Source organism: Streptomyces sp. NRRL F-5123 (assembly GCF_000721495.1).
Classification (GTDB): Bacteria; Actinomycetota; Actinomycetes; order Streptomycetales; family Streptomycetaceae; genus Actinacidiphila.
Genome location: NZ_JOHY01000045.1, coordinates 15,076 through 38,905, shown reverse-complemented (window position 1 = coordinate 38,905; position 23,830 = coordinate 15,076). Strand labels below are relative to the sequence as shown.

Sequence of the window (23,830 nt, the reverse complement as noted above, 5' to 3'; positions counted from 1 at the left end):
CGCGGGGCAGCGGACGCCCCGGCAGCCGTCGCGGGTCCGCTTCCGCGTCCGCCGTCCTCCTGCTCGGCCTCCATTGTGCTGCGGTACCGGCCCGGCCACATGTCGGCGGAGCCCCGGGCACCCCGCCCGGCTCCTCCGGACGGGCCACCCGGCTCGTGCCCGGGCGCCCGGCGGCCGAGGCTGGCGGGGGGCGCCGGACCTGTCGGGCCGCCCCGCGAGACGAGGAGGACTGGACGGCGTGGCGCACCCGGGCACCCTGGTCCTGATCATGGCCGCGGCCGTCCTCGCACCGCTGCTGGCCGACGTGGCACGGCGCCGGGTGCGCGTCCCGCAGGTCGTCTTCGAGATCGCGCTGGGCATCCTGCTGGGCCCGCAGGTGCTCGGCTGGGCGCACCGCGACCAGGTCATCGACACGCTGTCGGACCTGGGCCTGTCGATGCTGATCTTCCTCGCCGGGTACGAGATCGACTTCGGCGCCGTGCGCGGCCCGCTCCTGCGCCGGGCCGGGGCCGCGTGGCTGGCCTCGCTGGCGGCGGCCCTCGCGGTGGCGTTCGGGATCAGCGGCGGGAAGCCGTACGAGGCGTTCGTCATCGGCACGGCGCTGGTCAGCACCTCGCTGGGCACGGTGCTGCCGATCCTGAAGGACGACGGGGACCTCGGCAGCCGGTTCGGCACGGCGGTGTCGGCCTTCGGGGCGGTGGGCGAGTTCGGGCCGATCGTCGCCGTCGCCCTGCTGCTGAGCGGCCGCAAGCCGGGGCAGTCGGCAGCGCTGCTGGCCGTCTTCGGCGTGGTCACGGCGCTCGCGGTGCTGTGGGCGCTGCGGCCGCGGCGGCCGTGGTTCTCCCGGCTGGTCGACCGGACGCTGCACAGCAGCGGCCAGTTCGCGGTGCGCTTCGTGATGCTGCTGCTCGCGGGGATGCTGGCGCTCGCGGCGTCCTTCGGGCTCGACGTGCTGCTCGGCGCCTTCGCCGCGGGCGTGCTCACCCGGCTGGTGCTGTCGGGGGCCGGGCCGCGGAGCCGGGAGGAGGTGCTGGGCAGGATCGAGGGCATGGGCTTCGGCTTCCTCGTCCCGCTCTTCTACGTCGACACGGGTGTCAACTTCGACCTGGACGCACTGCTGCACGGCGGTGGCGCGCTGCTGATGGTGCCGGGCTTCCTGCTGCTGTTCGTGCTGCTGCGCGGCGGCCCGGTCCACCTGCTGGCGCCGTCCGGCCTGGGCGGGCCGGACCGGCGCGCCCTCGCGCTCTACGCGGCCACCTGCCTGCCGCTGGTCGCGGCGATCACCACGATCGGGCTGGACCAGGAGGTCATCGGCTCGGGCACGGCAGCCTCGCTGGTCGGCGCGGCGATGCTCTCCGTCCTCGTGCTGCCGCTGCTCGCCGGGCGGCTGCGCGGCCGGACCGGCGAGCGGGCGATGCCGCGGGCGGCGGAGGAGAGCGAGGCGTGGTGACCGCCGGGCTCCCGGGGCAGCGGCCCGGGAGCCCGGCGGCGTGCGGGCGTGTCAAGTCAGCACTGGCCGGCGGGGCGGTCGCGCACGACCAGGTCGGTCCAGCCGGTCGTGCCGTCGAGCCACAGGACGCGCTGCCCGGTGTCTGCGGCGGGGAAGACCTGGTCGCCGCGGTCGCACGAGACGCGCTGGAGGCCGCCGGTGCTGTCGGGGGCGATCTGGTAGAGCTTCGGCAGGGTGTCGTTGGCCCAGGTGGTGGCCGGGGGGACGGACAGGACGGTGACCGCGTCGTCGGAGGCGGTCAGGCTGTAGCCGTACAGGGCCGTGCCGCGGGTCTCCGGGACGAGCACGGCGGGGGCCGAGCCGTCGTGGTCCGCACGGTCGAGGGACACCCGGCCGCCGTCGGACAGGTCGGTGTCGGCGAGCCAGTAGACGCTGTCGGCGGTGACCGCGGTCTGGCCGACGGCGAGGGTGGCGTTCTTGTCGACGGGCATCAGGGTGGTCTTCCCGGTCGCCAGGTCGGTGGTCTCCACGCCGAGCTTGTAGCCGTCGGACTCCGGCCACAGCTTGGCGTAGGCGACGAGGCCGCCGCTGATCGAGGGCAGCGTGGTGGACAGTTGGTACCGGCCGCCGTCCACCCAGGTGCCCGCGCCGGTCCTGATGTCGCGGTAGCCGACGTGCGGGTTGCCGAACGGGTCGGATTCGGTGAAGACCACGTAGTCGCCGTCGACCGCGACCGAGGAGATGTCGGTGTAGGAGGAGTACACGGTCTTCTCCGGGCCGCCTGCCAGCGGGCGCACCTTGATCAGGATCGAGGCGGGCGCGAACTCCGCCCAGGCGACGGTCCTGCCGTCGGTGTCGGCGTAGACGTTGTAGTCGCCGTTGTTGCCGCTGACCAGGGTGGGCCTGCCCGTGCCGCTGGTGCTGCCCGCCCACACCGAGTACGGCTCGCTGCCGTCGTCGTTGCTGAGCGAGACGGCGTACTTGCCGCCGCCCGCGCCGACTCCCGTACCGGAGATGTTCACCTTGCTGATCAGGGTGCTCGCGTCGATGCCGAGCGCGGTCTCCCAGTTGGGCACGATGCCGTGCGCGGCGAACGCCTGCTTCACGGTTATCAGCTGGGCCTTGGTGGCGCCCAGCTCCTGCGCGGCGGCGACGACCGCGGCGCGGCCCTTGGTGAAGCCGTCCAGCGGGGTCATGTACGCCGTGAGGGCGCGGTAGACGATCCGGTCGGCGAAGTCGGGGTCGAGGTCCTGGCGGATGTCCCACAGGGCGCCGGAGAAGATCGTGGAGTTCAGGTGCACGCCGCCGTCGTCACCGCGGTAGGTGACGCCGACGAAGTCCTTGGACGTGGTCGCGCCGTCGTCGAGGTTGCGCAGCGCGCAGTCGCGCGGGGAGGCGTTGACGCACAGGTTCTCGCCGAGCAGCGAGGCGTCCGGGTCGGACATGGGGATGTGGTTGGCCTCGTCGTCGATGGCGTTCCCGAAGTAGTCGGCGAGCGCCTCGTTCATCGCGCCGGACTGCCCGGCGTAGACGAGGTTCGCGGTGTTCTGGATGACGCCGTGGGTCATCTCGTGGCCCACGACGTCGGTGTCGGCCGAGAAGGTGCGGTAGTCGCCGCCGCCCTGGCCGTAGACCATCTTGCTGCCGTCCCAGAAGGCGTTGTTGTACGGCCGGCCGTCGGCGACGACGCCGACGAGGGAGTAGACGAAACCGCCCTTGCCGTCCAGGCCGTCCCGCCCGAAGTGCCTCCGGTAGTAGTCGTAGACCTGTGCGGCGCCCCAGTGGGCGTCGACCGCGCCGGAGTCGGTGTACTCAGGGCCGAGGTCGGTGGTGGACGAGCTGAAGGTCTTGATGCCGCTGGGCCAGGCACCCGACGCCGTCGAGGCCTCGCGGCCGCGGGCGTCGTAGGTGGCGAGCAGGGTGCTGCTCACGCCTGCGTCGCGCGGGCCGTAGTCGATCATCTGGTAGGCGCCGTCGGCGCCCTGGTAGAGGTTGAGCTCGGTCGTCTCGCCGTTGTAGCGCACGCCGCTGCCCTTGACGACGAGCTGCTGGCCGGCCGCAGGAGCTTCCGGGGCCGCGGTGCCGCTCGCGGCGGTCGGCGCCGCCGTCGCCGTGCCCGCCGGGGCGAAGGACTGGATGCCGCTGTACTGGAGGACGGGGTAGCCCGAGTGGCCCTCGACGTAGACCTCCTGCTTCACCGGCTGCCCGGTGCGCGGGTCCGTGCCGGACACGGTGATGTGCCGGGTGAGCACGCCCTTGCCCTGTGGCAGGACGGTCAGGCCCTCGTCGGTGCCCCCGAGGGTGCCGGTGGACGGCGCGGTGCCCGCGGGGCGGGTGAGCGGGCCCTGTCCCAGCTGCGTCGAGACCGCCCCGACCGCGCGGCTGACGGCGACGGCGGAGGAGACGTCGGGGGTCGTGGAGGGCAGGTCGAGCTGGGTGTAGAAGCTGCCCGAGGTGCCGGTGACGGTGCGCTTGCCGCTCGCCTCGCGCATCCGTACGACGTACTGGCCGCCGAGAACCGGCACGCCGCGGTACTTCTGCTGGAGGCGGACCGTCTCGTCCTTGCCGCTGCGCTCACTGGAGACAGCGGCGAGATCCCGCTTCGGGTCGTCGATGTGGTAGCGGCTCTTCTTCGCCGCCAGGTGCCCGAGAGCGGCGTCGGCCGCGCTGCCGCTCGCCGTCGCGGCCTCGTCCAGCCCGGTGACCAGGGACGGGGTGCGCGTCCTTGCGGCGGGCGCCGGCTGCGCCGCGGCGTCGGCGTGCGCGGCCGGTCCGGTGACCGCGACCAGTCCCGCGGTGGCGAGCAGGGCGGCGGCGAGTCCCTGGGCCGTGACGCGGGCGCCGCGGCGGCGGGGTGTGCCGGCCCTCGCGTCCGCTGTCGTTCTGCTGCGTGCGGGGATCCCCATGGTCTTCCCTTCGGAGCGCGATACATGAACGGACGCGGACATCGAAATGCCGGACAGGGGCCGCGAACAACGCTTCCCGGGTGCGTACTTGTGGCCATGGACACTTGTGTGTCCTGGGTGCGCGCAGCAAGATCGCAGGTGTGATGCGGGAGGAAGTGCAGGCGCAGTGGCGGGCGCTCGGCCTCGGCGAGGACGAACTCAGGGTCTACGCGGCGCTGCTGGGCGGGCCCGCGGCCTCACGCGCCGCCCTGGCGCGGGACCTGGACCTGCCCGCGCGGCGCGTCACCGCGGCCCTCGCATGGCTGGCCGAGCGCGGCTTCACCGTCCCCTCCGCGGGGAGGGGCGCGCTGCCCCGGGCGGCCGCTCCGGCCACCGCGCTGCGCGGCCTGATCCACCACCACCAGGCCGAACTGCTCGTGCGCTCGGCGGCGCTGGAGGAGCTGACCGGTTCGGTGGACCGGGCGAGCGAGCAACTGCTGGGCGACGCCCACCACGTGCGCGCCGCGGGTATCGAGGCGATCGGCGGCCGGGAGGCCATCGCGCAGCGCGCGGCGGGGCTGCTGGCCTCCGCGCAGGTCGAGGTGGCCCTCCTGGACCGCCCGCCGTACGCCGGGAGCGCGCCCGACGGGATGCCCGCCCCGCTGGACGTGGCGGGCCCGGTCCGGCGCGGCGTGCAGGTGCGGGTGGTCGTCGACCGCGAGGGGCTGCGCTACCCCGGCCGGGCCGAGGGGCTCGCCGAACTGGCCGCTCAGGGCGTGCAGATCAGGGTGGGCGCCGACCTTCCGACGAAGCTCATCACGGTCGACCGGCGGATCACGCTGCTGCCGCCGACCGAGGCCGCCGATCCGACGGCACGGGCGCTGGTGGTCAGCGACTCGCTGCTGGGCCACACGCTGACGCCGCTCTTCGAGGCGGTGTGGGAGCGCGCGCTGCCGATCGGGGCGGCGGCGCACGGCGAGGCCGCGGCGGAGGACCGCGAGCTGCTGACGCTGCTCGCGGCCGGGCTCAAGGACGAGGCGATAGCGCGGCGGCTCGGCGTGCACGTGCACACCGTCCGCCGCCGTATCACCCGGCTGATGCAGATGCTGAACGTCGAGACCCGCTTCCAGGCCGGCGTCCAGGCGACGCTGCGGGGCTGGCTCACCGCCTGAGACGTGGGAGAGGCCCGGCTCACGGCCTGAGACGCCGAGGGGCCGGCTCACCCGCGCGAGCGGTGTGAGCCGGCCCCCGGTCCGTAGGGCGCTCCCCTCCGGACGCGCCCCGTCCGGGGATGGCCGGGCCCCCGCCCGGTCCTCCCCGGTGGACCGTCACTTCATCGCGGCCAGCGCCGTGTCGACGCCCGCGAGCGGGGAGCCGAGGCCGGTCACGGTGTCGTAGCCGGGCCCCGCGGTGCACTCGGAGCCGCACGCTCCGTTGGAGCCGGCGGTGACGTCGTTGAGCTTGTCCCCGAGCCCGTAGACGTCGCCGTGGGCGGTGTCCCCGTCCGGACCGGCCACGGCCAGCGGGTGCTTGCCCGCGGTGGCGCGCAGCTGGTCGGTGGCGGTCAGCAGCGCGCCCCAGACCGGGGCGGACAGGCTGGTGCCGCCGACCTCCAGCCACTCGGGGTCGCCGAGGGCGGTGGTGTAGACGGCGACGCCGGTCCGCGGGTCGGCGACGAAGCTGACGTCCGGGGTGGCCCGGTACGCCGAGTCCTGCACACCGTCCTGGTAGGCGGGGCGCTTCTCGAAGTAGCTCAGGCCGCCGCCGGTGGAGCGCCATGCCGTCTCGCCCAGGGTGGTGCCGTCGGCGTCCAGCTGGAGGTTGGTGCCGCCGATGGCCAGGGCGTTGGGGTTGGTGCTGGAGTAGCCCGCGGGGTAGCCGGCGTCACCCGTGGACTGGGTGCAGACGGAGTCGGCGAGCTTGCAGTGGCCGTCGTAGAAGGACTCCTCGGAGAACTCCGACATGCCCCAGCTGTTGCTCACCGCCGCCGGGTGCAGCGCCGCGGCCCTGTCGACGGCCCGGTAGAGGCCGGCGGCGGAGGCGTCGGCGGCCTCGACCAGCACGATCTTGGCGTGCGGTGCGACGGAGTGCGCCCACTCGATGTCGAGGGCTTCCTCCTCCTCCCAGCCCGCGTCCGCCTCGGGCCGCGTGCCGTCGGCGTAGACCTGCCGGAAGTCGAAGCAGTCCGTGCCGGCCGGGACGCTGTCGCAGGTCTGCGGCAGGCCGAAGTGGTCGGCGAAGTGGTTCAGGTCGGACGTCGCGTTCGGGTAGTCGTAGGCGTCGACGACGGCGATGGTCTGGCCGGTGCCGTCACCGGTCAGGCCGAGCCGGGCCTGGATCTGCTGCGGGGTGTAGCCGCGGGTGGTCTCGATCGTGTCGTGCGGGGAGACCCGCACCGAGGCCTGGACCTTCAGCGAGGGGGTGGCGGTGCCGCTCGGCAGGGCCGGGTCCTTGACGGGGGCTGCCGCCGCGCCGGCGGCGGGCGACTTCAGCAGCGACTTCGGCGCGGGCTTCGCCGCCTTCGCCGTGTCGGTGACCTGCTGGACCGTCACACCGTGCGGGAAGGCGTCGGGCGCCGCCATGTCGGCGCCGTACGTACCGACCTCCTGGTTGAGCGCGTACGCGGCCCAGTCGCGCGGCAGGCCGACCAACTCGGTGCCGGCTCCGGCACCGGTGAGGGTCACCGGGGTGACCGAGCCGGCGAACTGCGAGAACGCCTCGCTGGTGGCGGCCAGGGTGTCCTCGGGCTGCGGGAAGGGCTGGTCGAACTGCTCGATCCCGCCGACGCCCATGACGAAGGTCTCCTTGCCACCCGTCGTCGTCACGAACACGCCCTGCTGCGGGTTGACGTTCATGCGGACGTCGTACGCGGCGCTGCCGTCGGCCGGGTAGACCGTCACCTCGAAGGCGTGCAGCTCGACCAGGCCGTACTTCTGCGAGGCCGCGAAGCCCTGGAAGGTGTTCGACCCGATCGTGTCGCGTGCCGAGACGACCTTGCCGGTCCGGCCGTCCACGATCTGGACCTGGTGCGGTTCGCCCGGCGTGTTGCCGCCGAAGGCGAAGGCGACGCCGTGGCCGCCGGCGGACGGGATGGCCGGGTCGGCGAAGGCGCCGGCCTGCTGCTCGATCCAGGTGGCCGTCAGGCCCGTGGGCCGCTCGCTCCACAGCTGGGTGCCTGCGGCGGCGTCGAGCGCGACGGCGGTCGGGGCCGGGTCGCTGGCACCGGTGCCGAAGCCGGACAGGGTGCCGCCGTACTCCAGGAACAGCCGGCCCTGGCCGTCGGTGGCGGGTGTGGAGTAGACGACGTGCTTGCCGTCGGTGCCCGCGGGGCGGTAGGTCCAGCGGGCGGTTCCGTCCGCGGTGTAGGCGCTGACGCCCTTGGCGCCGGTGGCGACGATCTCGCCGCCGGTCACGGTCACGCCGTACTGGAAGGCGCCCGTGGCCACGTCTGCCGTGACACGGCCGCTGTGCGGGTCGAGCACCGCGAAACCGCCGGAGGTGGCGGCGACCAGGCGCGTCGCCTCGGTGCCCCGGCTGTCGGCGACCTGGGCCAGCTGGACCTGGTGGACGGCTCCGCTGACGGCGGCGTGCCACAGGATGCGCGGCGTGCTGCTCTTCAGCGAGCGGCCGTCGAGCGCGAAGAGGCCGTGGCTCTGACCGCCGGCGACCAGGTCGCTGACGCCGTCGCCGTTCACGTCGGCCGAGACCGCCGAGTACAGGTCGCCCAGCAGCGGCAGCGCGGTGGCATCACCGTGCTGCGGGTCGATCGACCAGGCGGTGGCGTCGTAGCCGACAGTGAGCAGGCGGCCCTGGTAGGGCGTCACCTGGTCGCCGGTGACGTCGCCCTCGCGCCGCCACATGACCCCGCCGTCGCGGGCGTCGAACGCGAGCAGCTGCATGTGGTACAGGCCCTCGGGCGTCGCGGCCGTCACCGCGGTGGCGTCGGCGACGGTGGCGAGGACCTGGCCGTGCCCGTGCGGGTCGAGCGCCAGGGACAGGGTCGGGGCGTTGGCTTCGCCGACGGTGCTGGCGGTCTGGTGGTGCCACACCGTCTTCCCCTGCTCGTCCCAGCCGGACACCGTGCTCTGGCCGTCGGCCAGCGTCACCGGGTCGATGCCGAGTTCGGCGACGGCGTACCGCGCCTGCTCGCCGTGCGCCTGGCCGTTGACGAGGAACGCCTCGGGGATGGTGCCCTCACGCGAGGCGAGCACCGAGCGGGAGCCGGTACGGGCGTCGTACGCGGTCAGGTCCCAGCGCACGGCGTCGTAGGGGTCGTTCTGCTCGGCGACCAGCACCCGGTCCGAGTCCGGGTCCTGGTGCACGATGCGCGGGTAGCCGGGGGTCCTGGTGTCCACGCTGACGTGACCGGTGGCCGCGTCGACGACCACCACGTGGCCGGCCGCCGGGCGCGGGCTGCCCAGGCCGAACGGGGTGTCGGTCCAGCCGGCGGTGATCCGCCCGCCGGTCATCGGCTCGACGTCGGACCAGGAGGCCCAGGGCGCCCCGGTGCTGTACGTCCACGCGGTGCGTGCGGTGAGGCCTTCGGCGCCGCCGGCGAAGGAGTAGGCGGTGAGCGAGCTGCGGCTGCCGCCCTGCTCCGCGACCGGGTCCAGGTCCCAGTCGGGGCCGGTGCGCTCGGCCACGACCAGCTTGCCGTCCTGCACCAGCATCGACCCGACGTAGCCGGGCACGAGCCGGTGCCACAGCATCCGGCCGGTGCGGCCGTCCAGGACGCTGACGAAGGTGCCGGTCGACAGGGCCGAGCCGGGGCTGGTGAAGCTGCGCACCGGGTTGTCGCCGACCGAGTAGGCCACCGCCACGTCGGCGACGCCGTCGTGGTTGAAGTCCGCCTGCGCGTAGGGGTGCTTGCCGGTCGACGACGGGTTGTACGGGTTGTAGCCCTCGTACATGGACGCCGTGTACTCCTCCTGCTGGAGGCTGCTCTGCGGCGTCACGTGCCAGTCGGAGTACAGGGAGTGCGTAGTGCGCTGCCACACCGGGTCGCCGTGGGCGTCGTACCGGGTGACCGAGCCGCTGCCGAACAGCGCGACCCAGTCGCCGGTGCCGTTCAGGGCCAGCGTGGACGCGGCGCCGCGCGCGGTCTGCCAGTTCGTCTGCTCGTCGACGGACGGCGACGTGGCGGTCTGCGGCGCCGCCGGGTCCGACGTCCCGGCCGCGTCGCCCTGGGAGCCGCCGGCCTTTGCGGCCGCTGCCACCAGGCCGGGCGTTCCGTCGCTCATCGGGGTGTACTTGGCGCTCAGCTTCGCCAGCTGGGCGGCGTTCAGGCGTATGACGTGGTCGGACGGTTCGGAATGCGCCGCGGGGGCCGCCAGCACGGCGGCGGCTGTGGCCAGGGCCGCGGCCAGCGCACCGCCTCGCAGGGCCTTTGCTCGGATTTTCATCGGGGGCTCGTAACTCCTTGTCACCACGAAGGGGGGAGGTCGTAGAGTTGCAGCTCACGGGGGTGACAAGGGAGTGGTTCGGTTGGCCACTTATGGCCAATGGCCACACGTGGCCACACCGGGGCCGGGCCGAATCAGGTCAAAACCCGGCAGAGGGACGAGGGGGCGGCAGGGTGCTGGAGCCGATCGGTCTTGACGAATGCGCGGAGCGCGCCTACCAGGTGCTGCTGCGTCAGGAGTCGCTGACGGCCGGCGCGCTGGCCGAGCTCCTCGACGTACCGCCCGCCCGCGCCAGGCTGGCGCTCGACGGCCTGGTGGCCGCGGGCCTGGCGGGCTGCCGTGCGGGCCGCCCCGCGCAGTACGCGCCGGTCGACCCGCGCACCGGGCTGGCCTCGCTCATCCGCGCCCGGCAGGCGGAGCTGGAGCGCGTGGCCTCGTCCGTGGAGGCGTACGCCGCGGAATTCCACGAGCGCAGCCTGCGTGCGGACCCGCGGCTGATGGTGGAGGTGATCGAGGGCCCGGCCCGGATCACCCGGCGGGTCGAGGAGCTGCTGGCGAGCGCGGAACGCGAGGTGCTGGCCTTCGACACGCCGCCGTACGTCACCTCCTACGGCAGCACCTCCGAGGCCGAACGCACCCTGCTGGCCCGCGGGGTGAGCGTGCGCGCCGCCTATGCGGGCGAGGTGCTGGCCGTGCCGGAGTACGCGGAGCGGCTGCGGGACCTGGTGGCGCTGGGCGAGCAGGCCCGGGTGCTGCCCCGGGTGCCGACGAAGCTGATCGTGGTCGACCGGCGGGAGGCGCTGGTGCCGCTCACCGGCAGCGACGAGGGGATGCGGACCGCGGCGGTGCTGGTCCGGCAGTCCGGGCTCAGCGACGCGCTGACCGAGCTGTTCGAGGTCCACTGGGCCCAGGGCACGCCGATCTTCGCCGCCCCCGGCGCCGCCGTGCAGGTCCACCCGGAGATCGCCGAGGAGGACCGGGCGCTGCTGCAGCTGCTCAACGCCGGGCTCAAGGACGAGGCGATCGCCCGGCAGCTGGACCTCAGCCAGCGCACGCTGCGGCGCCGTATCGCCGACCTCACCCGGCGCCTGGGTGCGACCAGCCGCTTCCAGGCCGGCACCCAGGCGATGCGCCGCGGCTGGCTGTGACGGGCCGCCGGGCGCGGGCGGGGCGGCCGGTTCAGTCGTTGGGCCAGCTGTAGGGCAGGAACTTCCCGTCGAAGGTGATGACGACGTGCGCGGCCCCGTCGTGTGTCGCGGTCCCGATGTCCACCTTGAAGTTGATCGCGCTCATGATCCCGTCGCCGAACTGCTCGTGGATCAGCTCCTTCAGGGCCGGGCCGTAGACCTGCACCGCCTCGTGGAGGCGGTAGATGGTCGGATCGGTCGGCACCCCGCCCGCCCCGCGGTGCGGGACGGCGGCGAGCACCGGCACGGCCTCGTCGGGCAGGTCGAGCAGCCGGACGACCCGGAGTGCGGCGTCCGGCGGGAGCGGGTGCTGCCCGAGCAGTGCCGCGGTGCTCCAGACCACCGGCCGCCCGATCTCGTCGGCCAGCTTCTGCCAGGTCAGGCCCTTGGCCAGCCTGGCGGCGACGATCGCGGCCGTGATCTCGTCGCGGTCCATGCGGGGCGGAAGACCGCCCGGCACGCCGTCTTTCCCTGCGTCGCTCATCGCTCGGGACCTCCCCGCCCGGGAGCCCGGTGGGTCACCGGGCCGCTGGTAGGGGGGTGATGGTACGTCAGGCGTGTTTCGGGCGTGTTCCGCCGCCTCGCCGGCTCTTGGTGAGGCGTGTTCCACCGCCTCGCCGGCTCGTGGCGCCTCCTGCCCTGCCGCGGGTCAGCGGCCGCGCAGCCGGGCCAGCGTGGCGTCGAGGTCGGCGGCGCGGGGGCGGTTGTGCGGGAGCTTGCCCAGCACGACGGCCATGCCGCAGGTGTCGGTCAGGGCGGAGAAGATCAGCCCGCCGCAGATGCCGGCGGACAGCAGCAGGAAGGCCGGGTGGACGAAGAAGCCCAGCGCGAGGCCGAGCAGGATGATGAGGCTCGCGGTGAACCGGACCTGCCGCTCCATGGCCCAGACGGCGCGCGGGCTGCCCTGCGGGCGGGCGAGGTCGTGGCCCTCGGCCGCCCAGGCGCCGGTGCCGCCGGTGAGGGTGGCGGCCTCGATGCCGTGCCGGGCGAGGGTGCGGCAGGCGTTCTCCGAGCGGGCGCCGGAGGCGCACACCACCAGGACGGGGCCGCGCTCGGCGGCGTCCCGGATGCCGGGGAGGGCATCGTCGAGCCGGTCGAGCGGGACGTTGAGCGCGCCGGGTATGTGGCCGCCGGCGTACTCGCCGGCGGTCCGCACGTCGATGACCGTGAGGTCGTCCAGCCGGGCACGGGCCTGGCGGGCGTCGAGGGAGGTGGTCGTAGCCATAGTGCATGCATCCTAAGGGGTCAAGAGTGCCCCGAGAACAGGTTCTGTTTCGGGAGTCGTACGGGAGCGTGAAGCTTTCTACCGACCGGTAGGTTTCCGAGGCCTTCCCCCTGCGGTGGTCGTGCCCCGCACGGGCGGCGTCCGGGGGCGACCGCGGGGGCGCGGGGCGGCGTCCGTCAGGGGCGCGTGGGGGCACCTCCCAGGCGAAGCTCTGGGGCGAGGACCGCACGACCGGCCCACCGCCGGCGGAAGGTCGCGGCACCCACCGCAGGCGGCACCTCCGGCGCGGCCGCCGGTCACCGGACGGCGTCCACGAGCATCAGCGCGGCGACCGCGAGCAGCGCCCAGGCGAAGAGCCGCTGGAGTGTGCTGCCGGTGGCTTTGCGCGCCAGCCGCTTGCCGTCCCACGCGCCGAGCACCGCGGCGGCGGTGAAGGGCGCCACGGCCGCCCAGTCCAGCGACGAGCCGCTGCCTGAGCGGGCGGCGAGCGCGGCGACCGAGTTGACGGTGATCACCAGCAGGCTGGTGCCGACCGCCCGCCGCATCGGCACCTTCAGCACGCCGACCAGCACCGGCACGGCCAGGAAGCCGCCGCCCACGCCGAGGAAACCGGTCACCGCGCCGAGCCCGGCTCCCGCGGCGCCCGCCCGCGCGGGGTTCACGGCGCCGGGGCGCGCGGGCGGCGCGGGGCGCAGCATGCGCAGCGCCGCGAGCACCGCGACGGCGGCGAAGGCCGCGGTCAGCGCCCGCTGCGGCAGGTGGCCCGCGGCGGCCCCGGCGAGCGCCGCGGGGACGATGCCCGCGGCGGCGAAGAGCAGCCCGGTCCGCCAGGCCACGTTGCCCTCCCGGGCGTGCCCGGCGAGCGAGGTGACGGACGTGAGCGCGACGATGACGAGCGCCGCCGTGGTCGCGTCGGCGGGGGTGAAGCCGAGCAGGTAGATGAGGGCGGGCACCGCGAGCACGCTGCCGCCGCCGCCCAGCCCGCCGAGGGCCAGGCCGACGACCGCGCCGGAGGTGAGCGCCAGGACGAGGTCCGTCATGCCACGGTGCCGGTCGTCCCGTGCGGGCCTGCGACCGCGTGCCCGGCGGCGGCCCACGCCTTCATGCCGCCCTTGACGTCCACGGCGTCCACGCCGCGGTCGGCGAGCAGCCGGGCCGCCTGCTGCGAGCGGTGGCCGCTGCGGCAGATCACCACCACCGGCCGCCCCTGGGCCGCACCCGGCAGAGCCGCCCCGGCCACCAGCCGGGACAGCGCCGCGTGCACGGCGCCGGGCACGTGCCCCGCATCCCACTCCGCCCGCTCCCGCACGTCCACCAGGACGGCGGGCGCGGCGGGGCCGAGGGTGCGGTGGCGGGCCTCGTCGGCGCTGACGCGGCGCGGAGCGCCGCGGAAGGGAAACATCACAAGCCTCACGGGAGTCGTGGTGGAGGGATCCGGGGTTCGGACGTCGGAGGGGAGTCGCGGGCGGCGGGCACCTGTCGGGAACGGGGGCCGCCGCACGCCCGGCGGAAGGGACTGCGGGCAGACGGCCCACGGCGAGCACGCACCCGGCGGGCAGTCGCCCACGTCGCGGGCAGCAGCCCGGCACACGGCGCGCGACCGGTTGCCCGGCCACCGGCGAGGGCGCCCGGCACGTGGGCGCCGCAGGTCAGCGGCGCCCTCCGCAGCGCACGCGGCGGAGCGGCATCGGACACCTGGCCAGCGGCAGACACGCACCCGGCGGGCGGTCACCGCACGCACCCGGCCCGCGACGAGCGCGCACCCTGCGGGCGGTCACCCAGGTCACGGGCACCGGCCCGGCACCGTGTGCGGCCGGAACGGCCGGGGAGACCCGGCCGGCGACGGCCGCGCGCCCGGCAGGGCGTTACCGCAGGCCGCCGGAGTCGGCGCCGTACCGCTCGTGGCGGCAGCGGCCGCCAGGCCGTGAACGGGTGCCGTGAGCGAGCGCGTGCTCAGTTCGTGGTGAGGGGGAGGCCGGTGCCGACGGCGGCGTCGAAGGCGTCGTCCACCGCCACCACGGAGCGGCCCGCGGCGTCCAGCAGGGATGCGGCGATGGCGGCGCGCATACCGCCGGCGCAGTGGACCCACACCGTGCCCGCGGGGACTTCGGCGAGCCGTCCGTTCAGCTCGTGCAGCGGGATGTGGACGGAGTCCGCGAGGTGGCCGGCGGCGCGCTCGGCGCTGCGGCGCACGTCGAGGACGACGATGCCCTCCGTGCCGCGTGCGGCCAGGTCGCGGAAGGATGCGCGCGGGAAGGAGGCGAGCGGGGCACCTTCGGCGGCCCACTCCCGCGGGGTGCCGGTCGCGGCGGCCGCGGGGCGGTCGATGCCGACCCGGACGAGCTCGCGCTGGGCGGCGGCGAGCTGCTCGGGGGATCCGGCGAGCAGCGTGACGGGGCGGCCCCACGGGATCAGCCACGCGAGGTACGTGGCGAGCTTGCCGTCGGCCTCGACGTTGTACGTCCCGGCGACGTGGCCCTCGGCGAAGGCGACGCGGTTGCGCAGGTCCACGACCCACTCCCCCGCCGCGAGCCGCTCGGCGATCTCGCCCGCGCCGGCGACGCCGGGCGGGGTCAGGTCCACGGGAGCGGGCCCTGCGGCGTTCACCGGGGCCATGTGGACGTAGTACGCGGGCGTGTCGTCCAGCTCGGCGAGCAGGCGGGTGACGAAGGACTCCACGTCAGCCGTCAATGCCGGGTTGACGGTCTTCTCCCGGCCGATGGTGGTGGCGTCCCCGCCTGCCTGGGCGGAGGAGCAGAAGCTGCCGAAACCGTGGGTGGGCAGCACGGACGCCTCGTCGGGCAGCTCGTCCGCGAGCCGCCGCACGGACGCGTGCTGCGCGCGGGCCAGGCCCTCGGTGAGCCGGGGCTCCACCAGGTCGGGGCGGCCGACCGCGCCGATGAGCAGCGAGCCGCCGGTGAAGGCGGCCACCGGCGCTCCGTCGTCGTGCAGGACGTACGCGGTGTGGTGCGGGGTGTGCCCCGGGGTGGCGACGGCCCGCAGGCCGAGCCCCGCGTCGATGCGTATCTCGTCGCCGTCGGCCACCGGCACCCGGCGGAAGGCGACCCGCGCCCCCTCGGGCACGAGGTAGGCGGCGCCCGTCACCCGGGCCAGCTCCAGGCCGCCGCTGACGTAGTCGTTGTGCAGGTGCGTCTCGACCACGTGCGTGATGCGCACGCCGCGCCGGGCGGCGGCCGCGAGCACCTGGTCGATGTCGCGCGGCGGGTCCACCGCCACGGCGGCCGAGCGGCCGCCGGCCAGGTAGTGCCGGTTGCCGAGGCCCTTGAGCTCGATGGTCTCGATGAAGAACAAGAGGTGCTTCCTTTCGCCCTTTACCCCCCGGGGTATACCTCCACGGTACACGGATACCCCTCGGGGTATCACCGGAGGGGTATCGAAGCTGGTCGGAGGGGGTGGGGCGCGGGCGGGCGGCGGAGGGTCAGCCGCGGCGCAGGCTGGAGCTGCGGACGACCAGCTCGGGCTGGAGCACGATCTGCCGGTGGGTGTGCGGGACGCCCGCCTGCGCGGTCTCCTCGGCGAGAAGCTCCATGGCGATCCGGCCCATGGCCGCGGCGGGCTGGCGGACCGAGGTGAGCGGCACGGCAGCCGCGGCGGCGAACTCGATGTCGTCGTAGCCGACGATCGCCGTCTGGTCGGGCACCTTGACGCCCGCGTCGAAGAGTGACTGGAGCACGCCGAGGGTCAGCAGGTCGTTGGCGCAGAAGACGGCGCCGGGCCGCGGCGCGAGCCCGAGCAGCCGGGCCCCGGCGTCACGGCCGGCGGCCACGTCGAGGCGGGCGGTCGTGACGTCCACCAGCGCGGTGGGCGGGAGCCCGGCGCCGGCGAGCGCGGCCAGCGCGCCGGCCCGCCGGTCACGCACCTGCGGGACGTCGGCCAGGCCGCCGACGTAGACGATCGAGCGGTGCCCGGCGTCGATGAGGTGCTGGGCGGCGAGCCGGCCGCCGTTCACGTCGTCGACGGAGACCGAGCACGCGTCGGCGTCGGAGGCGACGCGGTCGGTGAGGACGTACGGGATGTTCTGCCGGCGCAGCACCTCCAGGCTGCGGCCCGCCGGGTCCGCGGGGGTGACGAGCACGCCGCGCACCCGCAGCTCGGTGAACAGGGCGACGTAGTCGGCCTCCTCGGCGGCGTCCTGCGCGCTGTTGCAGACCATGACCCGCAGCCCCGCCTCGCGGGCCGCCCGCTCGGCGCCGCTGGCGAGGTCGACGAAGAAGGGGTTGCCCATGTCGAGGACGAGCAGCGCCACGATCCGGCTGGCGCCCGCCCGCAGTTGCCGCGCGGACTCGCTGCGGACGTACCCGAGCCGGCTGATGACCGACAGCACGCGGTCCCGGGTGGCCTCGGACACCAGGTCGGGCCGGTTGATCACATTGGAGACGGTCCCCACGGAGACGCCGGCCTCCCGGGCCACGTCCTTGATGCCGATCATCGCTAACGTCGTCTCCCATGTCGTGGACAGCGACAGAGTAGTGGCCACCGCGTGGCGTACGGGCGGACGCGCACAGCACCGCGTGCGGAGCCCGCGGGCGCCTGGTCAGTCGAGGTGGAAGACCTCGGCGAGCGGGACCATCGCGGCGTCCGGCGCCGCGCCGTCCAGCGCCTCGAAGTACGGGGCCATCTGCTGCTGCCAGCGCGCGTTGACCTCGGTGGCGTCCATCGCGGCGCGGGCGCGGTCGAAGTCCTCGGTCTCCAGGTAGCCGACGAGCAGGCCGTCGTCGCGCAGGAAGAGCGAGTAGTTGTGCCAGCCGGTCGCCGCGAGGGCCGCGCGCATCTCCGGCCAGACCTCGGCATGCCGCTGCCGGTATTCGGCCAGCTTCTCCTGGCGGACCTTCAGCAGGAAGCAGACACGGCGCCGGGCGCCTTCCTGCGGGGGTTCGGCGGCCGTCACGAGGCCGGCTCCTTCCGCGGGCCCGGCACGCCGCCGGGCGAGGTGTAGAACGGGTCGCCGGGGGCGATCGCGCCGGCTTCGACGGTGGCGCCGGTGCGGGCCGACTTGTAGAGGGCGGCGACCAGTTCGAGGCTGGTGCGGCCGTCGGCGCCGCTGGCGCGCGGGCGGCGCCCGGCCCTCAGGTCGGCGGTCAGCGCGCGCAGTTGCGCCAGGTGCGAGCTGGGGACGTCGTCGCCCATGTCCCGCCAGGCGGCGGCCTCCTCGGGGGCGACGCCGGGGGCGGGGGTGATGCGCCAGTCGGCGGCGGAGTAGCCGTAGAGGTGGGTCAGTTCGAGGGTGGCGCGCGCACAGTCGATGCGGATCCGGCTCACCTGGTCGGGGCTGACGGCGCTGTTGACGACCGTGGCGAGGGCGCCGGAGGCGAAACGGACCAGCGCGGTGGAGACGTCCTCGGTCTCGGTGCCGTGCACCAGGGTGCCTGCCATGGCGCGCACCTCGGCCCAGGGGCCGAGGAGTTCGAGCATCAGGTCGATCTGGTGGATGCCGTGGCCCATCGTGGTGCCGCCGCCCTCGACGGCCCAGGTGCCGCGGCCGGGCGGGGCGTAGTAGGCAGCGTCGCGGTACCAGGTGGTCTGGCAGTGCGCGACCAGCGGGCGGCCTACCGCGCCGCCGGCGATCAGCTCGCGCACGTGCGCCGCGGAGGAGCCGAAGCGGTGCTGGAAGACGATGGCGGCGTACGGGCCGCCGGGCTCGCCCTCGGCGGCCCGCATGGCGTCGTACTCGGCGAGCGAGCGGCAGGGCGGCTTCTCGCACCAGACCCAGGCGCCCGACCGCAGCGCGGCGGTGGTCTGCTCCTGGTGGAAGGCCGGCGGGGTGCAGATGACGACCAGGCCGGGCCGCTGCTCGGCGAGCATCAGGTCGAGGTCGGTGTACGCGTGCGGCACGCCGCCGTCCGCGCAGAAGGCGCGTACGGCCTGCTCGTCGATGTCGAAGGCGGCGACCACGTCGGCCTCGTCGCCGAGCGCGCGCAGCGCGGGGAGGTGGGCGTGCCGGGCGATGGCGCCCGTGCCGACGAGGGCGGCCCTGACCGGGGCGCTCATCGGGCGGCCCCGGTGCGCCGGGTGGCGCGGACCGCGGCCACGGACACCGCGTAGGCGAGCGGTCCCGCCATGAAGCCCGCGAAGGCGGGGATCGTGGCGACCAGCGCGGCCACGCAGGCCAGCGCGGTGACGACGAGCGGCAGCGTGCCCGGGGCCGCGCCCGCGAGCCGTACCGCCGTGCGCAGCGCGGGCGCCCACGGGGTGCGGTCGGCGGCCCGGCAGGCTGCGGCCAGCAGCGCGAGCGCGACGGCCGCCGCGCCCAGCACCGCCAGGGCCGCGGCCTCCACCGGGCGGCCCGGGATGCGGGAGTTCAGCACCGTGTGCACCTCCAGCCAGGTCGCGGCGAGGACGGCGAGGACGGTGCCCTGGAGGGCGAGGCCGCTGCGCAGGTCGCGGCGCACCACGCAGGCGAAGGTCCGCAGCAGCGGCGCCTCGCGCTCCTCGTGCCAGCCGGCGACGACCTCGGCGGCCGCGCACCAGGCGGCGCCGACGGTGACCAGAGGCAGCGAGAAGAGCAGGAAGAGCGCGCCGACGGCCATGGTCTCGGCGGCCGTGCGCACCTGCTCGGTGCGCTCGGCGCTCAGGACGGGTCCGAACCGCCGGGCGGCGGCCGCCTGACCGCCGGGGGTGGGGTGTGCGGGCATCGTGGTCAGCCCTTCAGTCCGCTGGAGGTGGCGCCGTCCACCAGGAGCCGTTGGAAGGCGAGGAAGAAGAGGAAGACCGGCGCGAGGGCCAGCACCGACATGGCCATCATGGGGCCGTAGGAGGTCATACCGGTCTGGTCGACGAACAGCGAAAGGCCGATCGGCACGGTGAACTTGTCGGTGTCGTTGAGGTAGACCAGCTGTGTGAAGAAGTCGTTCCAGGTCCAGATGAAGCTGAAGATCGCGCTGGTGATGAGCGCGGGCCGGGTCAGCGGCAGCACGACGTGGAGGAAGGTGCGGTAGGGACCGCAGCCGTCGAGGCGGGCGGCCTCGTCGATCTCCTTCGGGATGCCGCGCATGAACTGGACCATGAGGAAGATGAAGAACGCCTCGGTGGCCAGGAACTTCGGGGCGACGAGCGGCAGGTCGGTGTTGATCCATCCGAACCGCTTGAAGATCGCGTACTGCGGGACGATCAGCACGTGGTAGGGCAGCAGGATCGTCACGACCATGCCGGCGAACATCACCGAGCGCCCGCGGAACTCCAGCCGGCTGAAGGCGTACGCGGCGAGCGAGCAGGACAGCAGCGTGCCGACCACGGCAAGGGCGGAGATCACCAGGGAGTTGGTGAAGAACCGGCCGAAGGTCACCCCGGGGTTGGCGTGCCAGCCGTCGGGGAAGTTGCCGGCCGTCCAGTGCAGCGGCCAGGGGCGGTTGGAGGTGACGATCTCGGTCGCGGGCTTGAACGAGGTGCCCAGCATCCACAGCACCGGGTAGATCACCACGAGCACGATCGCGATGACCACCACGTGCCACAGTACGGCCCGGTACGTGCCGCCGCCGGCCCGCGGCCCGGCTGCGGCGGTGAGAGCGCGGTCGCTCATCGGTTGCCTCCGTCCCCGTAGAAGACCCACGCCCGCGACAGGCGGAACATCATGGCGGTGACGATGCCGACCGCGGCGAGCAGCACCCACGCCATGGCCGACGCGTAGCCGAAGCGGAAGTCGTTGAAGCCGGTCTGGTAGAGGTACAGCGTGTAGAAGAGCGTGGAGTCCGCCGGGCCGCCGGTGCCGCCGCTGACGATGAACGCCGGGGTGAAGGCCTGGAAGGAGTTGATGGTCTCCAGCAGCAGGTTGAAGAAGATCACCGGGGACAGCAGCGGCACGGTGACGTGCCAGAACCGCTGCCACTTGCCGGCGCCGTCGACGTCGGCGGCGTCGTACAGCTCCGCTGGGATCTGCTTCAGGCCGGCCAGGAAGATCACCATCGGGGCGCCGAACTGCCAGCAGGACAGCAGGATGATGGCCGGCAGCGACCACGTCGGGTTGTTGACGAAGTCGGTCTTCGGCAGCCCCAGCGAGGCCAAGCCGTCGGAGACGGCGCCGCCTTGCGCGAACATCGAGCGCCACACCAGTGCCACCGCGACGCTCGTGCCCAGCAGCGAGGGCAGGTAGAACAGCGAGCGGTAGACGCCGACGCCGCGCCGCCTGCGGTTGAGCAGCAGCGCCACCGCGAGTCCCAGCCCGAGTTTGACCGGCGTCACCACGACCACGTACTCCAGCGTGACGCGCACGGCGTGGAAGAAGCGCGGGTCGGTGGTGAACATCTGCCGGTAGTTCGCCAGACCCGCCCACTTGGGCGGGTCCAGCAGGTCGTAGTCGGTGAACGACAGGTACAGCGAGTAGACCAGCGGCCCGACGGTGAAGATCGCCAGGCCGGCGAACCAGGGCAGCAGGAAGATGTATCCGGCGGTCCGGTCGGCGACACCCTTGGTGGGCAGGGGCTTGCGTGGCTTGCGGGTCGGGATCGCCGATACCGGTCGGTCGAGCCGTGCCGTCGAACTCACCGGCTTCCTCCTTCGTCCTTCGTCAGGCGTGGTGCGGGGGCTGTTACGGGCGGGCCGTCACTGCCCGAGGATCTGGTTCGCCTGCTGCATGAAGGAGCCGGCGGCGTCCTCCGGGCTCTGCTGGCCGAAGCTGACGGCGCCGTAGATCCGCTGCATCAGCGTGATGAGCTGGCCGTCGCCCTTCGGCGGGGCGGTCGGGGTGGCGGCGAGCTGCGAGGCGTTGGCGGCCTCGAAGTCCGAGACGACCTTGTCGTTGCCGGTGGCGGTCGCCGCCTGCTGCTTCCGCACGGCCAGGTTGGGGAACAGGCCCCGGCTGGTGCCCAGCGCCGCGGCGGCCTTCGGGTCGTTGACCAGGAAACTCAGCAGCTCGGCGGCCTCCTTGGGGTGCTTGGAGCGGGCGTAGACCGACAGCAGCATCGACGGCTTGGCGTACATGCCCGTCCGGCCGCTCTCACCGGGCAGCGGGAGCAGGGCCAGGGTGTCCTTGGTGGCGGCGGCGTGGCTGGCGTAGATGCTGTCGTAGTCCCACTCGGCGGCCGCGGTGCCCTTGGCCAGCGGGTCCTCGGCGGGGCCGGAGACGAGGGTGGCCGTCTGGTTGGCGGGCGTGGCCGCGCCGGACTTGCGCAGGTCGGTGCAGAAGTTCCAGAACTGCGCGAGGTCGTCCTTGGTGAAGGCGAGCTTGCCGTCGCCGGTGTAGAGCTGCTTGCCGCGCTGGAGCAGCCAGGACTGGAAGGCGGCCCAGGTGGTGCCGGGGTCGGAGATCCCGGCGACCTTCCCGCCGGACTTGTCGTGCACCGCCTGCGCGTACGTCCTGAGGTCGTCCCACGTCCAGCTCGCCTGCGGGACGGGCACGCCGAGCGACTGGAGCTTGGTGGTGTCGACGACGAAGCTCTGGGTGGCCTGGCCGAACGGCACGGCGACCTGCTTGTCGCCGTCCTTGCCGCTGCCGGCGAACTTCGGGTCCAGGCCGGACAGGTCGACCTTGCCGGGGCCGGTGGACAAGTCGAGCAGGGTGTGGCTCTTGGCGTACTGGCTCTGGTTGCCCCAGTCGATCTGGATCAGGTCGGAGGCGCCGCCGCCGGCGATCTGGGTGGCCAGCTTCTGGTTGTAGGACGCGAAGTTGGCGTACTGCGTGCTGACGGTGATGTTCGGGTGGGCCTTCTCGAAGGCGGCGACCGCGTCCTCGGTGGCCTTGGCCCGCGAGGCGTCACCCCACCACGAGAAGCTCAACTTGACCTTGCCCCCGCTGGAGGAGTCCGAGCCGGACCCGCACGCGGCCAGGGTCAGGGAGCACACCACGGTCGTGGCGACGGCCAGGGTCCGCACGCTGCGGGGGTGGCGCTGGACGGTGGTACGGAGAGTCATGGACGTACTCCTGCGGAGTGCGGGCGCGCCGGCGGTGGCCGGCCGCGGGGGGTAACGGGCGGGTTCGGGGCGGACGCCGGGCGGGGCGGCCGCGGGGGTGGTGCGTGTCCCGGCGTGGCGGCGCGCCGCGCCGCGCCGCTGCCGCCGGGTTCGGTCGCGCCGGCAACGTGGTCGCTGCCGCGGCCTCACGGCAGCGGGGGCGTCACCACGACGCGACCGTCTCGGCGTCGATGTAGCCGGTGTCCAGGCCCTCGCCCAGCCCCGGTTCGTGGCTGAGGTGGACGTAGCCCTCGGAGTCGACGGGCGCGGGGGGCCGCGTCAGGTGCGGCGGGACCTCGTCGAAGTCGTGGAAGGGGTGCAGCAGTCCGCGCTCGTACCAGCGGGCGTTGCCCACGGCGCTGAGGACGGCGAGCGTCGCGGCGCCGCCGCCGTGCAGCTCGCAGTCCATGCCGAACGCCTCGGCCAGGTGCGCGGTCTTGAGCGCCGGGCCGATGCCCCCGCTGGTGGGGACGCCGACCCGCAGGATGTCGCAGGCCTGGGCGGCGATCCACTCGGCGCGGGCCTGGAGCCGTCCCTCGACGGTCTCCGGGCCGATGACGAGCGTGTCGAGCTGGCCGGCCAGCCACCGGTAGGAGCTGACCGAGTACTCGTCCATCGGCTCCTCGAACCAGTGGAAGCCCAGGCGGTCCAGGGCCCGCCCGAGTTCCAGCGCCTCGGCGCGGCTGTACCAGTGGTTGGCGTCGAGCATGAGCGGGACGTCGGGCCCTACGGCCTCGCGGACGGCGGCGCAGGCCCGGATGTCCATCGCCACGCTGGGCGCGAAGGACACCGGCGGCATCCAGGTGTGCAGCTTGACGGCGTGGTGGCCCTGCGCGACGAGCTTCTCGGCGAAGGCGGCGTAGTCCTCCGGGCTGGACAGGCCGCCCGGGATCTCGTCGCCGCACATGGTGCTCGCGTAGGCGGGGACCTTGTCGCGCATGCCGCCCAGCAGCTGCCACACCGGCAGCCCGAGGCGGCGGCCGGTGAGGTCCCACAGCGCCAGCTCGACGGCGGCCAGGGTCCGGTTGCCCAGGGTCCCGGCGCTGCCGCGCTGGCGGCGGGCCAGGTCCTGCCACAGCCGGGCCCGGTGCAGCACGTCGCGGCCCAGCAGCACGGGGCGGACGTGCCCGTCGAGCACGTCGCGCCCGATGTGCGCCGGGTCGGCCAGGCTGCGGCCCTGGTTGCCCTCGCTGTCGGTGAGGGTGAGCAGGGCCCGGGTGACGGCGCGTTCGGCGCCGGGGTGCTCGTGCCCGTCGGGGTCGACGGCCAGCTTCGTCGTCGTACGGAAGAGCTGGGCCGACACAGCCACGATCGTGGTGCCAGCGGTACCGGACGGCATGCTGCCCTCGCTTCGGGACGGTGAACGGGAAAGGACGTGAAACGAACGAGAGGGAACGAGAGGGAACAGGAAGGAACGCGATGTGCGGCCGGAGGCGGCCTGATGGGCTGGGACGCTACGGCCCTGTTTCAGTAGCGTCAAGAACTTGATTGAAACGATTTTTCGTCGTGGGGTCATATGAGTCGATGCCACTCGCCCCGTTGCGGCTTCTGTCACGGCGAAGGTACGGGCCGTGCACTGCACGGTGATTCGAGGCGTCGCAGCCGTCCCGGAGGGGCTGAACCGATTCATGACCGTTCGCGCGGCCTGTTCCCCTGCCGTTCAGCGATTGAATCGATCCACGCACAATGTGGCGAGTTCGCGCCAGTCGATCATAGTCCACCAGGATCCGACACCCAAGCCCGCAACCCGCCCCCGCACCCGGTCTGACCTGCGCAGC

18 protein-coding genes are annotated in these 23,830 nt (G+C 74.0%); 3 read left to right on the top strand and 15 right to left on the bottom strand.

Going from position 1 to position 23,830, the window contains the following annotated elements; all coding sequences use genetic code 11:
* Positions 1-238 precede the first annotated feature (238 nt).
* Positions 239-1,450: a cation:proton antiporter gene (locus IH54_RS0128325; RefSeq protein ID WP_031522181.1), complete on the top strand. Its 1,212-nt coding sequence runs from the start codon at positions 239-241 to the stop codon at positions 1,448-1,450.
* Positions 1,451-1,506: 56 nt separating this feature from the next.
* Here IH54_RS0128325 and IH54_RS0128320 read toward each other — a convergent pair whose 3' ends face one another.
* On the bottom strand, positions 1,507-4,356 hold the full coding sequence (locus tag IH54_RS0128320) for a M4 family metallopeptidase (protein ID WP_043182529.1): 2,850 nt from the start codon (positions 4,354-4,356) through the stop codon (positions 1,507-1,509).
* A 143-nt stretch (positions 4,357-4,499) separates the two neighbouring features.
* On the opposite strand from IH54_RS0128320, the gene IH54_RS0128315 reads away from it, so the two are divergent.
* On the top strand, positions 4,500-5,507 hold the full coding sequence (locus IH54_RS0128315; protein WP_031522176.1) for a helix-turn-helix transcriptional regulator: 1,008 nt from the start codon (positions 4,500-4,502) through the stop codon (positions 5,505-5,507).
* Between the two features lie 156 nt (positions 5,508-5,663).
* Here the strand turns inward: IH54_RS0128315 and IH54_RS41970 are convergent, their stop codons facing one another.
* The gene (locus tag IH54_RS41970; protein WP_052397963.1) at positions 5,664-9,737 is read right to left on the bottom strand and encodes a S53 family peptidase; all 4,074 of its coding nucleotides are present in this window, start codon (positions 9,735-9,737) and stop codon (positions 5,664-5,666) included.
* 173 nt (positions 9,738-9,910) lie between these two features.
* On the opposite strand from IH54_RS41970, the gene IH54_RS0128305 reads away from it, so the two are divergent.
* A complete protein-coding gene (locus IH54_RS0128305) occupies positions 9,911-10,885 on the top strand; it encodes a helix-turn-helix domain-containing protein (protein ID WP_031522171.1) in 975 nt (324 codons plus the stop codon).
* A 31-nt stretch (positions 10,886-10,916) separates the two neighbouring features.
* On the opposite strand, the gene cynS is transcribed toward IH54_RS0128305, so the two are convergent.
* The 13 genes from cynS to IH54_RS0128240 form a co-directional block, all read right to left on the bottom strand.
* The gene (gene cynS, locus IH54_RS0128300) at positions 10,917-11,408 is read right to left on the bottom strand and encodes a cyanase (protein WP_420711804.1); all 492 of its coding nucleotides are present in this window, start codon (positions 11,406-11,408) and stop codon (positions 10,917-10,919) included.
* 165 nt (positions 11,409-11,573) lie between these two features.
* On the bottom strand, positions 11,574-12,149 hold the full coding sequence (locus IH54_RS0128295) for a rhodanese-like domain-containing protein (protein ID WP_031522166.1): 576 nt from the start codon (positions 12,147-12,149) through the stop codon (positions 11,574-11,576).
* Between the two features lie 296 nt (positions 12,150-12,445).
* Positions 12,446-13,189: a sulfite exporter TauE/SafE family protein gene (locus tag IH54_RS0128290; RefSeq protein WP_031522164.1), complete on the bottom strand. Its 744-nt coding sequence runs from the start codon at positions 13,187-13,189 to the stop codon at positions 12,446-12,448.
* Positions 13,186-13,551: a rhodanese-like domain-containing protein gene (locus IH54_RS0128285; RefSeq protein ID WP_031522162.1), complete on the bottom strand. Its 366-nt coding sequence runs from the start codon at positions 13,549-13,551 to the stop codon at positions 13,186-13,188. Before IH54_RS0128285 ends, IH54_RS0128290 begins: the two co-directional genes overlap by 4 nt.
* 551 nt (positions 13,552-14,102) lie before the next feature.
* Positions 14,103-15,461, bottom strand: coding sequence for an MBL fold metallo-hydrolase (locus tag IH54_RS0128280; protein ID WP_031522159.1), 1,359 nt, complete (start codon positions 15,459-15,461; stop codon positions 14,103-14,105).
* Positions 15,462-15,588: 127 nt separating this feature from the next.
* Entirely contained in the window at positions 15,589-16,599 is a 1,011-nt protein-coding gene (locus IH54_RS0128275; protein ID WP_031522157.1) for a LacI family DNA-binding transcriptional regulator, read from the bottom strand.
* A 105-nt stretch (positions 16,600-16,704) separates the two neighbouring features.
* Positions 16,705-17,058, bottom strand: a complete 354-nt coding sequence (locus IH54_RS0128270) for an L-rhamnose mutarotase (protein ID WP_052397962.1) — start codon at positions 17,056-17,058, stop codon at positions 16,705-16,707.
* On the bottom strand, positions 17,055-18,158 hold the full coding sequence (locus tag IH54_RS0128265; protein ID WP_052397961.1) for a Gfo/Idh/MocA family protein: 1,104 nt from the start codon (positions 18,156-18,158) through the stop codon (positions 17,055-17,057). The genes IH54_RS0128270 and IH54_RS0128265 overlap by 4 nt, the downstream gene beginning before the upstream one ends.
* The gene (locus IH54_RS0128260) at positions 18,155-18,802 is read right to left on the bottom strand and encodes a DUF624 domain-containing protein (protein WP_031522149.1); all 648 of its coding nucleotides are present in this window, start codon (positions 18,800-18,802) and stop codon (positions 18,155-18,157) included. The genes IH54_RS0128265 and IH54_RS0128260 overlap by 4 nt, the downstream gene beginning before the upstream one ends.
* 5 nt (positions 18,803-18,807) lie before the next feature.
* Positions 18,808-19,686, bottom strand: a complete 879-nt coding sequence (locus IH54_RS0128255; RefSeq protein WP_043182524.1) for a carbohydrate ABC transporter permease — start codon at positions 19,684-19,686, stop codon at positions 18,808-18,810.
* A complete protein-coding gene (locus IH54_RS0128250) occupies positions 19,683-20,648 on the bottom strand; it encodes a carbohydrate ABC transporter permease (protein WP_031522143.1) in 966 nt (321 codons plus the stop codon). The genes IH54_RS0128255 and IH54_RS0128250 overlap by 4 nt, the downstream gene beginning before the upstream one ends.
* Positions 20,649-20,705: 57 nt before the next feature.
* Positions 20,706-22,013, bottom strand: a complete 1,308-nt coding sequence (locus tag IH54_RS0128245; protein WP_052397960.1) for an ABC transporter substrate-binding protein — start codon at positions 22,011-22,013, stop codon at positions 20,706-20,708.
* A 202-nt stretch (positions 22,014-22,215) separates the two neighbouring features.
* Entirely contained in the window at positions 22,216-23,391 is a 1,176-nt protein-coding gene (locus IH54_RS0128240; RefSeq protein WP_031522139.1) for an enolase C-terminal domain-like protein, read from the bottom strand.
* Between the last annotated feature and the right edge of the window lie 439 nt (positions 23,392-23,830).